A 10959-nucleotide genomic window follows, 5' to 3' on the forward strand; every position below is an offset into this window, starting at 1 on the left:
GAAGTATATCAAGCACGTTGAGGTTTATAAAACAATTCGTTCTATAAAAGAACTTCAGAGATTTAATCCAATTGATCTAAATGAGCCGTTTCCCGAAAAAATTTTCCCGTTAGTTGAAAATAACTTTCGAGAGTTGCAAAAAAAATATGAGAAGCTTAAAAAAGCTAAGTTTGGCGAGCTTAATAAATGAACTTAATTGCGCTGTCTAACTAGGGTTTGCTGAATAAATCTAAAAACCTTGTTGTATAAGACTTTTAGACTTTTTTACCCTCAAAAAGTGCCAGCCATTGGAATGATCGGGGTGAAAATTCAGGTACTTTTTCCCTGAAAATTAGGTGGTGCGATCGCCGATCTTGTAGGGTGCGTTCCCTAATCTGGATCCTACTGCTCCACCGATCGATTTTTGGGAACGCACCATGCCCATTGATTGAAGCTGTGAGTTTAGTTGCGATGCCGAAGGCACTGGTTGGTCTATCGGCGCGTTACGAGGGCAAGCCTAATCGTAATCAAATTCAGAATGGTACAGTCACACGAAGGTGGCATTGGAACAGTGGAAGAATGCAAACTAAAACCTGGGCTTGGAGCGCAAATTGGTGAAACTATCTTCATTACAGTCCCATTAAGATTCTCAGTCTGTCTTCAACCAATGCCAGGGTTTCTGAGGATACAGTTCCCCATCGCTTCTCAAGTCGTTCTACTGAGATTGATCTTACGTCCTCGCACTTGATAAAACTTGGCATTTTCACTCCTCCCTCTGGGGGTTCCACTTTTATGTGAAAAGGGATTCCTTTGTCTTTAGAAGTTACTGGCAAAACAACAACTAAGCCAGATGCACCCTGATTAAACAGGTCTGCTGAAATCACTAAACATGGACGCTTACCAGCCTGTTCATGCCCCCTTACTGGATTAAGATCTGCTAGCCATATTTCTCCTCTGGTAATTTCTGCCACTACCCTTCTACTCCATCAGCGAGAGTTTGCTCCCATGTCTGCCTTTCAGAAATTTCCTCTTGCCATAAAGTCTCATTCTTCCTTAAGGCGGCGAAGGCTTCATTCGCTTGAACTAGAAAAACATATCTGCGATAATTTTCGATGGCTTTGTCTAATACTGTTGGGAGCGTATCCCCAGAGGAGTCAACGAGTGCTAACAGCGTTTTGTGAGCAGCCTCACTAATGCTAATTTTTAATTCAGGCATACTTTTCTCTCGTAGCTTGTCTAGGGCTATTGTAGCCAATTGTGTAAGGGCTAACAACCCGGTTGGAGCGGACAGTTGAGAGGCTTTTCGTTGATCGCTATGGTCGATCTGCTGCCGCTCAACCAGAACGTTAGACCGTAGAGATATTGAGTCTTTGCAACTACTTCAGCTCCTCTAATTAGTTTTTATTGCTTCGTTCTATGGCGGTTCTCACACCTGTGTGGCACATTTAAACCTTTGCTGATTAAGCTTTTTAACATCGATAATGTACCTCTTGTGAACAGGAAACGCTATAAAAACTGATTATTTATTCTCCCTTTTGCCTTTTTCCTCTCCTGATATGTAGCCTATACTCAACGGATTTAGTATTAGATAACACCTGTGAATAACGGAGTCGGAGAAGAATTTTTTTTGCCCAATGTTGAAACACTTTCAATTGATGGCGTTTGCTGGGTAAACGCAGTATATAGACAAATCGACGCATTATATCGGCTAATCTACCAGTAATATTAATGCCAAAACTGGAGACAAGGGCTGATTGTTTACCCAGGGTTAACATATCACCTAAATGGAGATAATAATAGGGTTTGAGCGATTTTTTTCTAATCACTGCCGAGATATTTTTGGCTACTACACTGGCTGCTTGATAGGCTGCCTGTGCCGTGGCGGGAACTACTTGTTTACTCGGATAAATTTCGGCGATATCCCCAAGGGCAAAAACTTCGGGATAGTCGATTAATTGTAAACTGGAACGGGTTAATAATTTGCCTTGCGTTGTTTTCTGACAATTTAAATTATTGATCCAATCTTGTGCTTGGGTTCCTGCTGTCCACAATAATAAATCAATGGGGATAACCTCATTTGTATGATCTTTAAATACGGTTATGGAATTAGCTGCAACTTCCTTTAATCCCGTGTTTAAATAGAGACTAACATTCTTGGCTAAAAGGGAACGATAGGAAGCAACACGCACCGATTTAGGGAAGTTTTGCAGTATTTCCTCGTTCCTTTCCACTAGATGAACTTTGCCTTTTTTTCCTAAACCATCAGCTACCTTACAGGCTAATTCTACCCCATTGGGACCACCGCCAATAATTGCTAAATTAATTGATGATTTTCCTTGAGTTTCTAAGTCATGAATTGCCGTTTGTAATTTTTCCACATCCTCTAAACTCCGAAAAGTTAGCCCATAATCAGCTAACCCCGGTATAGCTGGCCAACGATTCCGCACTCCCACCGCTAAAACGAGGTAATCATAATCTATAACCTCCTCATTTTCTAAATATACTTGATGATTGTTTAAGTCAATATTAATAGCTTTTTGAGTTTTTAAATTAACCTGAGTTCCTGTTAATAATTGACGGTAGGAGGGGGCAATTTCCCAGCGTTGCAATTCTCCTGTAATTAGTTCATAGAGAAGGGGAGTAAAGAGAAAATGGTCTTTCGGTTCGACTAAAGTTATTTGCCATTGACCTGATTTTACTGCTGTTAATCCACTCAAATCGAGTGCCGTGTATAACCCTCCAAACCCCCCCCCCAGAATGCAAATCTTAGTTATAGGTCTATTCATGGATTTTTATTCTCAGTTGTGTTTAAGAGAGGTTTCAGTTCCGAAACTAATTGTTCTGAACGAATAATTTGCGCCGGGGGCAAAAGATGATAGTGAGTGTCAGCAAAAATAGTAGAATCGGTCTTAATATTCAAGTCTTTTGGGTCATAAATTGTTGGCACAACCCGACTTAATTCTTCGGCAGATTTGCGAATATTAGCAAAGGTTTTACCATCATTTTTGGCATAAACCCAGGGCAAAGAAACCACTAAAGTCGCCCCTTTTGCTTCTAAATCTTTCTTGAGTTTTTCAATAGCTTTAATCGAGTGAGCAGAGGCAGGAGTATCAAAGGTCATTTGCCACCATTTCCATTTCCCTGTTTTTTCCTTAACTATAGTCGGATCGCCTCTGTCAGTAATCGGATCGGAAAGATAACCCGTCATTCTGCCTTTAGTGAATAAATCAACCGTGGATTTAGTGACTGCACGCATCCCCGGAATACCTAATAACCAAGTATCCTCGATCATGGTTTTTAAAGGTATCCCACCTAACCCGGGTTTACCAATAGCGACGCTAAAAGGTGCGGACCCCCAAAGTCCTTCACCGCGATTAAAACCGTCCTCATCCATGAGCATGAGATATTCAGGAATCAGCAGAATTACGTCTCCTTGGCGCGCTTTTTCGAGAATCATAGCGGCAATGACATTTAACCCGATATCCCCCTGTAAACCGAGGTTAACCACGGGCATTCCCAATTCTTTGGCCATTAATTCCGAATTTATGCTATAATGCGCCCCCGATCCCGCCGTGACGATTAAACGCCGCGGTCCTTCGGTACTAGCTGCGATCGCTGATTTTTCCTCGTACATCATCCGCAACCAGCTTAATTCGCCGCCGTAGATGACATTATAAACAAAGCCGAGGGACCAAGCGACTCCCAGAGAGGCTAACCAGGGGAAAATGTTAAAAGATTTAGTATTCATCAGAATTCAAAGTAAATAAAGTCACCGGTATTAGTGGAAGCTAGGAGAATAGTTAAACCTAGCAATATTTTAGACAGCCAAGGCGATAACAATAGTTCATATTCAAACTTTTTCTGAGAGATAGCCAGATGTTCGAGGATTAAAACAATGATACCAAGAACTAAAGCGACGCTTAAAACTGCTCCTTGATTGAGACTATAGGAACTAAAAATCTCTCCGATATTAGCTAAGGAATAATTGAAAGGATTGGCAATAACTAGCATTTTGCCGATTAGTCTTCTGGTGTTAATCTCCATGAAAAAGAGACAACCAAAAATGACCGCCAATTGCGTTAAAGCCCAGGAGACAATTTGCGGCTGAGAAACGTATTTCCCGACAAAAGCATAGAAAGGTCGGCCCAGATAACGCAGTAGTAATAATAATGCCCCGTGGTAAGCACCCCAAAAGATAAAATTCCAAGCCGCACCGTGCCAGAAACCAGAGAGAGTAAAGGTAATGAATAGGTAAAAAGGAGCCCAGTTTTTATTGGAACCCATCAGGGGTAAAAACACATAATCCCGAAACCAAGTGCTAAGGGTAATATGCCAACGTCGCCAAAATTCGTTAATACTTTGGGATGTGTAGGGGGCTAGAAAGTTTAATTCTAATCTCACCCCGACAAAATAGGCTAAACCGACAGCAATAAAGCTATAACCACCGAAGTCAAAATAGATTCTCAGGGTGAATAAAAAGGCCTCAAACCAGATATACCAAGCATTGTCGATCATCTTATCTAATTCGATGTAGGGCGCAATGTTATCGGCGAGGACAAATTTCATAAATAAACCGAGGGAAAGCCAACGCAAACCCTTCTCGAAGTTTTCTCCTGTAAATTTGAGGCGAAATCCCTCCATTTGTGGCAATAAATCCCGGCGACGCTCGATCGGACCTGCGACAATTTGGGGGAAAAAGGAGATAAAATTGACATAATCGAGGACGGCTAGGGGTTTCTTTTTCTTTTCCCGCAGGGAGTCCACCACGAAAGCCACCATCTGGAAGGTATAGAAGGATACCCCCGGCGGTATTTGGCTAGGCACGGGAATTGGGGAAAGTTCCTTCCAGTTAGGGGGGAGAGAAACGAACAATCCGATGATTTCCTGGACGAAAAAGCCGAAATACTTGAAGTAGGCGAGGACGAGAATATCAATGACGATAACGATAGTGGCCAGGAGATTCGCTTTCCAGCCGCTCATTTTCAGCACTAGCCAGACCATAATGTAGTTAAAGGCTAGGGAGACGATGAAAACGAGGAAACTGGTGCGGCTGGCGTAGTAAAACAGGATCAGGGACAGTGCCGCTAATCCGACCCCATCAAAAACACCTCGCCAGAGATTGAAGGACTTCGCCAGGTAGCGTGCCGTTAGGAAAGGAACGCTAAAAAGGATTAATATCCACCAAAATATAAAATCAGAGTAATTCAAGGCGTGTTAACTCCTGATGGTCTGTGTTACCTTGTTTGAGATGGGTTTCCTGACTTCTGATGCTCAGAGACGAGGGATTTTCTTGACAAGCCTATCAAACTTTGTCAAACTTGTCCATAAAATTACCTTCATCCATCCTAAAAAATCGAGGCTAGACAAGCAATGCTTTATCAAAAACTGTTAGATGCACATAAACGCTATCGACAATTTAAGACTTATCCCCATATTGCCGATCAATATTGGTCTAGTCAGTTGGCAGAGCATAATATTAATCCTAATTATGTGGCATATGATGCTAAATCTGGTCAACTTTTTTACAAACCCTTAGGGATCAGTTTAAGCAAAAATAAGCAGGATTTTCTTTTGGTTAGTAAAGTTTTTAACAAAGCTAACGCACTAAAAGCTCTGGCTGATTGTCAATTTTATATCGATGAGCAACAGGAATTAATTATCGAAATCGATGGAGTTAAGTTAATTATCGAGACGGGACAGGATTTAGATATCGCCCATGAAATTTTCCTTTTAGGTGTATATAACTTCCTCTATGATCAGCCCTGTGTAGCGATCGATATTGGCATGAATACGGGTTTTGCTAGTCTCTTTTTTGCCAATCGAGTTAATGTAAAAGCTGTCTATAGTTACGAACCTTTTAAGGCTACCTACGACCAAGCCTTAAGAAATTTTGCCCTCAATCCCAATCTAGCGGAGAAGATTAAAGCTTTTGATTATGGAGTCGGCGCTCGTGATGAAATTATTCAAGTCGAATACGATTACAGTGTTAAAGCTAGTGTTGGTATTTCTGGTATTGATAACCAATTAAAACCTTTTGCATCGAAACAAACCGCTACAGCCGATTTAATTATTAAACCTTTCACCGATGTGTTTAAAGGTATTACCTCTGACTATCCCGACATCGATATAGTTGCCAAGATTGATTGTGAAGGTTCCGAATACGAAATCCTCGATTCTTTAGCGGCAACCGGTCAATTAGGACAGATTAAAATTGTCATGATGGAGTGGCATAAAAAGGGTCCCGATGCTTTAGTAAAACATCTGCAAGACTTCGGTTTTATAATCTTTTCTAGGATGCCTCGCAGTAAAAATGTCGGCACTTTGTATGCAATTAAACCCTAAAGTATAGGAGTGAGGTGATGGGGAGATAGGGAAATGGGGAAATTTTAACTAATACCCCAAAAACCCAACACCTTCTAACTGATAACTGATAACTGCTTTACTGTGCTTGACAATAGGTATTAAAAGCTTCGCCAGTTTCTTTTTCTAATTGTCCCGCTTTTCTTACCTTTTCCTGTGCTAATTTTGCCCCGTTTTTATTGCGAGTTTCGATAACTTGAATTATTTCACGAGTGGCAGTGGCATAATCTTCATAAACTTGAGCGAAAGCGATTTTATATTTCTCTAGTTCGGGATCCTTCACTGCTAATTTTTTCATATTTTCCGCAGCCTGTTCGATTTTATCGGCGGCTAATAGCCAACTTTTTTGGTCAATTTCTGTCCCTTGACCGTTGGTTAGGGATTTGGTTTCTTGGGCCACTTCGTTGGCAATCCGATAGATTTTTTGACATTGAAACTGTTTACTATCAGCACAACTTGCTAAAAAAGTCAAGCCTATAAATGTTAAGATTATTTTGTTATTCATACCATTGTATTCGAGAGGATTCTAGAGAAGCTTATAGCGGTAAACTATCAGCCTCTAGCAGTTTTTTACTGTTATCGACTGATAGAACTTTTCAATCTGATAATACTAAAGTTTAGCACTTGATCGCCGTTAAGCGTGTCTTTTTTGATGCCAATTCCAGGCGTGTTCAACTATTACCTTGAGATCGGCATATTGGGGATGCCAACCGAGAACCTGTTTAGCTTTATCACTACTGCCGATTAAAATGGGAGCATCACCTGCCCTTCTGGGACTTTCGATGACGGGAATATCTAAACCAGTTACCGCTCGCGCCGTTTCAATCACTTCGCGCACAGAAAAACCGTTACCATTGCCCAAATTAAACACATTACTTTCGCCCCCATTTAAGAGATATTCTAAGCCTAAAACGTGAGCCTGTGCCAAATCATTAACATGGATATAATCACGCACAGCAGTACCATCGGGAGTATCATAATCCGTGCCGAAAATTGACAGGGAATCCCGTTTTTTCAGGGCAGTTAATAAAGCCAGGGGAATTAAATGGGTTTCCGGTTGGTGATCTTCCCCTAATAAACCACTGGGGTCGGCTCCTGAAGCATTAAAATAACGGAAAGCCACCGATTTTAAACCGTAGGCCGAATCAAAATCCCTAAGAATTTGTTCCACCATTTCCTTACTGGCAGCGTAGGGACTGAGGGGATGATGAGGGTGATTTTCCGTCATCGGAATTTCCTTGGGCATTCCATAAATAGCACAGGTGGAAGAAAAAACAAATTTCTTCACATCGGCGGCGATCATCGCTTGCAAAAGAGTCAGACTACCACTAACATTATTTTGATAGTAAATAGCCGGTTCTTGGACTGATTCCCCCACGGCAATAAAAGCGGCAAAGTGCATGACGGCCGCAATATCACGACTAGCAAATAAATTATCCAGCAGCGATCGATCCCTAGTATCACCGACAATTAACTCAACTTTTAATATATCCTTAATGATTTCGGCGTGACCGTAGGATAAGTTATCGAGTACGATGACGGAATAACCGGCATTTTTGAGCGCTAGAACTGCATGGGAACCAATATAACCCGCACCGCCAGTAACGAGAATGGTAGGTTTAACTTGAGACACGCGATCATACCTATTTGAAATTGACTTGTCTATAACTTTATACCCTAATTTTGCTTTTATTTGACCATCATGTTAAGTCCCCTCGATCTATCTCTTTCCCTTGACAAGGAAACTTATCAATCACAAATTAAAGATTTAATGCAACAACTGCGATCGCTACAGAAGTCCTGTTGGGAATGTAAATTACCCGTGGTGGTGGTTTTGGAAGGTTGGGCGGCGGCAGGGAAGGGAACTTTAGTCAAAAAAATGGTTAACTATATGGATCCGCGCGGTTTTACCGTCCATCCAATTTTAACCCCTTCCCCCCAAGAGGAAAGTTACCCGTTTTTGTGGCGATTTTGGCAAAAACTGCCAGCAAAGGGCAGTATCGGCATTTTTTATCACAGTTGGTACACCCATCTACTAGAGGATCGACTCTTAAATAAATTGCCCTCCTCCCAGATTCCCCTAGTCATGCGCGATATCAACACCTTTGAGCGACAATTATCTGATGATCGGGTTGCGATCGCTAAATTCTGGATTCACCTCAGTCAAAAGGAATTAAAGTCACGCATCAAAGAATACGCCGAAAATGAGCTAGAATCTTGGCGCGTGCGTCCAGAAGATTGGCAACAGGCCAAACGTTATGATGAGTATGCCAGTTTAGCCGAGGAAATGATTACCTACACTAGCACGGGGGCTGCCCCTTGGATATTGGTGGAGGGCAACTGTCAACGTTGGGCCCGGGTAAAAGTTCTCTCCCAATTAGTCGGTACGATCGCTCAAGCCTTGGATCAGCGCCAATTACCGATCGAACCCCCTGTCAATCTACCACCCCAAGCCCAATTACTGCCGACGGAACCCGATTATCTGGGGAGAGTGGACTTAAGTGCCAAATTGGAAAAAGAAGACTATAAAATCCGCTTGCGTCAGGCACAGGTAGAATTAAGAAAACTGCAATTAGAGATTTTTCAGGCAAATATTCCCGTTTTAGTCCTGTTTGAGGGGTGGGATGCCGCCGGTAAGGGAGGTGCGATCAAACGCTTAACCGATACCCTCGATCCTCGCAGTTATCAAGTGATTGCCTTTGCTGCCCCGACGGAGGAAGAACATCGCTATCATTATCTCTGGCGCTTCTGGCGCAAATTACCCGCAGCCAAAACTATCGGTATATTCGATCGCAGTTGGTATGGACGGGTTTTGGTGGAGAGAGTGGAAGGATTCGCTAAAGATATGGACTGGCGGCGGGCATATCAAGAAATTAACGAATTTGAGGCCCAATTAACCCATTCAGGCTGTGTTTTAGTCAAATTTTGGTTACATATTAGCCCCGAAGAACAGTTAAATCGCTTCAATGAACGCCAAACTAACCCCTATCGTCAACATAAACTCACCGATGAAGATTGGCGCAATCGGGAAAAACAGCCCCTCTACCATGTGGCAGTTAATCACATGGTAGCCCGTACTAGCACCCCCGTCGCCCCCTGGACAATTGTGGCGGCAAATGACAAGTATTTCGCCCGCGTTAAAGTCATAGAAACAGTAATTGCCGCTATTGAAACGGGTTTGAAACAACGGGGATAGGATCAGTAATCAGTGATCAGTAAACAGTAAACAGTAAACAAGACCTCTTGCAAAAGTCTTAAGTCGATCCTTGTACAGCAACATTTTTGAAGATTATCAACTACTAATAAATAATTAACTGAAAGTCTCTCCCATTATTGTTTCTATCGTTTGTTTTCGGATTTATGCAAGAGGTCTACAGTAAACAGTGATCAGTAAATGGGGATCAAGATGAAAATAACTAACTAATTAACTTAAAACTTAAATCTGATAACTTAAATCTGATAACTGATAACTGAATTTATGAGTTTTTCCCCCAGTTTAATTTCTCCCGATCTCAGTTTGGCCGATATTCCCCTAGAGGAAACCCTCTCTTTAGGAGTGATGGCTTCTGGTAGTGGTTCCAATTTTGCTGTTTTAGCGGCAGCGATCGCTAAAAAACAGCTAAATGCCCGGATTTCTGTCCTCATCTACAATAATCCCGATGCCAAGGTAAAAGAAAAAGCCGATCACTACAATATCCCTGCGGTTTTCCTCGATCATCGTCAATTTAAACCCAGAGAAGAACTCGATCGGGCAATAGTGGAAACTTTCCAGGAATACGGCGTAAAATGGGTAATTATGGCGGGCTGGATGCGAATTGTCACCCCGGTTTTACTAGATGCTTTTCCCGATCGCGTGATCAATATCCATCCTAGTTTACTACCCAGTTTTAAAGGTGTGCGCGCCGTGGAACAAGCGTTAGCGGCGGGGGTAAAAGTGACCGGATGTACTGTGCATATCGCTCGCGCGGAGGTAGATAGTGGCCCAATTTTAATGCAAGCAGTGGTTCCCATTCTCCCGGATGATACCGCGGCCAGTCTCCACGAACGCATTCAAGTGCAAGAACATCGCATTTTCCCAGTAGCGATCGCTTTAGCGGCGAAATTGGGTCTGTAGAGATAGATGTCCCGACTCCTTGGCGAGAATACCGGCAAAAAAACGAAAATTCAAGGCAAATCGTTAAATAAGTAGGTAGGCGTTAAAAATTATCAGACACCACCCTTATTAGACCTCTTGCATAATTTTTTTATGGTATGATATAAGGCTTTGCTTTTTTCTCAATTCTTAGATTGAAGTGGAAAAAAGAATAAAATGTGATCTTAGGTCAGGAAATCATCTATAATTTTGCTAATAAACATAGCAAAATTATGGATTATCAAAACTTATCAGATGAACAATTCAAACGCCGTTTCGGTGTCTATAAACAAACATATAGAAAGATGGTAGAATCAGTAAAAAGTGTTGAAGCCGACTCTAATTCACCATCTAAAAGGAGACCGAAACCTAAACTATCTATAGAAGAACAAGTTTTAGTAACGTTAGAATATTGGCGAGAATATAGAACATATTTTCACATTGGTACAAGCTGGGAACTATCAGAATCAACTATATGTCGGATTGTA

Annotated in this window: 11 protein-coding genes and 1 pseudogene; 5 read left to right on the plus strand and 7 right to left on the minus strand. The window is 41.8% G+C overall.

Translation table 11 applies throughout. The annotated features are described in order from the left end of the window. Window positions 1–190, plus strand: a pseudogene (locus ACOCD9_RS09395) (hypothetical protein); the annotation flags it as partial. 418 nt (window positions 191–608) lie between these two features. Here the strand turns inward: ACOCD9_RS09395 and ACOCD9_RS09400 are convergent. From ACOCD9_RS09400 to ACOCD9_RS09420, 5 genes are all read right to left on the minus strand, one after another. After that, window positions 609–950 (minus strand): type II toxin-antitoxin system PemK/MazF family toxin, encoded by a 342-nt coding sequence (locus ACOCD9_RS09400; protein ID WP_012268344.1) that lies wholly within the window; start codon window positions 948–950, stop codon window positions 609–611. Beyond that, complete coding sequence (locus tag ACOCD9_RS09405) at window positions 950–1252, minus strand: toxin-antitoxin system protein (protein WP_231859686.1); 303 nt, start codon at window positions 1250–1252, stop codon at window positions 950–952. The genes ACOCD9_RS09400 and ACOCD9_RS09405 overlap by 1 nt, the downstream gene beginning before the upstream one ends. 250 nt (window positions 1253–1502) lie before the next feature. Further along, entirely contained in the window at window positions 1503–2765 is a 1263-nt protein-coding gene (locus ACOCD9_RS09410; RefSeq protein WP_419547210.1) for an NAD(P)/FAD-dependent oxidoreductase, read from the minus strand. Further along, complete coding sequence (locus tag ACOCD9_RS09415) at window positions 2762–3727, minus strand: hypothetical protein (protein WP_287700048.1); 966 nt, start codon at window positions 3725–3727, stop codon at window positions 2762–2764. The genes ACOCD9_RS09410 and ACOCD9_RS09415 overlap by 4 nt, the downstream gene beginning before the upstream one ends. Beyond that, window positions 3727–5187 (minus strand): MBOAT family O-acyltransferase, encoded by a 1461-nt coding sequence (locus ACOCD9_RS09420; protein ID WP_287700049.1) that lies wholly within the window; start codon window positions 5185–5187, stop codon window positions 3727–3729. Before ACOCD9_RS09420 ends, ACOCD9_RS09415 begins: the two co-directional genes overlap by 1 nt. 162 nt (window positions 5188–5349) lie before the next feature. On the opposite strand from ACOCD9_RS09420, the gene ACOCD9_RS09425 reads away from it, so the two are divergent. After that, on the plus strand, window positions 5350–6321 hold the full coding sequence (locus ACOCD9_RS09425; protein ID WP_287700050.1) for an FkbM family methyltransferase: 972 nt from the start codon (window positions 5350–5352) through the stop codon (window positions 6319–6321). A gap of 97 nt (window positions 6322–6418) precedes the next feature. Here ACOCD9_RS09425 and ACOCD9_RS09430 read toward each other — a convergent pair whose 3' ends face one another. Together ACOCD9_RS09430 and galE are read right to left on the minus strand one after the other, a co-directional pair. Next, entirely contained in the window at window positions 6419–6844 is a 426-nt protein-coding gene (locus ACOCD9_RS09430; protein WP_287701722.1) for a hypothetical protein, read from the minus strand. Window positions 6845–6973: 129 nt separating this feature from the next. Beyond that, the gene (gene galE / locus ACOCD9_RS09435) at window positions 6974–7972 is read right to left on the minus strand and encodes a UDP-glucose 4-epimerase GalE (RefSeq protein ID WP_104396786.1); all 999 of its coding nucleotides are present in this window, start codon (window positions 7970–7972) and stop codon (window positions 6974–6976) included. A 69-nt stretch (window positions 7973–8041) separates the two neighbouring features. On the opposite strand from galE, the gene pap reads away from it, so the two are divergent. From pap to ACOCD9_RS09450, 3 genes are all read left to right on the plus strand, one after another. Then, window positions 8042–9535 carry a polyphosphate:AMP phosphotransferase gene (gene pap / locus ACOCD9_RS09440; RefSeq protein ID WP_288141596.1) on the plus strand — a complete coding sequence of 498 codons (1494 nt, stop codon included), beginning with the start codon at window positions 8042–8044 and terminating at the stop codon, window positions 9533–9535. A gap of 282 nt (window positions 9536–9817) precedes the next feature. Beyond that, window positions 9818–10453: a phosphoribosylglycinamide formyltransferase gene (purN, locus tag ACOCD9_RS09445; protein ID WP_287701727.1), complete on the plus strand. Its 636-nt coding sequence runs from the start codon at window positions 9818–9820 to the stop codon at window positions 10451–10453. A 251-nt stretch (window positions 10454–10704) separates the two neighbouring features. After that, window positions 10705–10959: helix-turn-helix domain-containing protein (locus tag ACOCD9_RS09450; RefSeq protein WP_419547213.1), on the plus strand; the 255-nt coding region annotated here is incomplete at its 3' end.

This window comes from Microcystis sp. (genome assembly GCF_048564745.1).
GTDB classification, from domain to species: domain Bacteria; phylum Cyanobacteriota; class Cyanobacteriia; order Cyanobacteriales; family Microcystaceae; genus Microcystis; species Microcystis ichthyoblabe_A.

Excerpts from the sequence above, each read along its gene's own strand:
- ACOCD9_RS09410 (WP_419547210.1), bottom strand. The coding sequence starts at position 2,765 with ATGAATAGACCTATAACTAAGATTTGCATTCTGGGGGGGGGGTTTGGA.
- ACOCD9_RS09415 (WP_287700048.1), bottom strand. The coding sequence starts at position 3,727 with ATGAATACTAAATCTTTTAACATTTTCCCCTGGTTAGCCTCTCTGGGA.
- ACOCD9_RS09425 (WP_287700050.1), top strand. The coding sequence starts at position 5,350 with ATGCTTTATCAAAAACTGTTAGATGCACATAAACGCTATCGACAATTT.
- ACOCD9_RS09430 (WP_287701722.1), bottom strand. The coding sequence starts at position 6,844 with ATGAATAACAAAATAATCTTAACATTTATAGGCTTGACTTTTTTAGCA.
- pap (WP_288141596.1), top strand. The coding sequence starts at position 8,042 with ATGTTAAGTCCCCTCGATCTATCTCTTTCCCTTGACAAGGAAACTTAT.
- purN (WP_287701727.1), top strand. The coding sequence starts at position 9,818 with ATGAGTTTTTCCCCCAGTTTAATTTCTCCCGATCTCAGTTTGGCCGAT.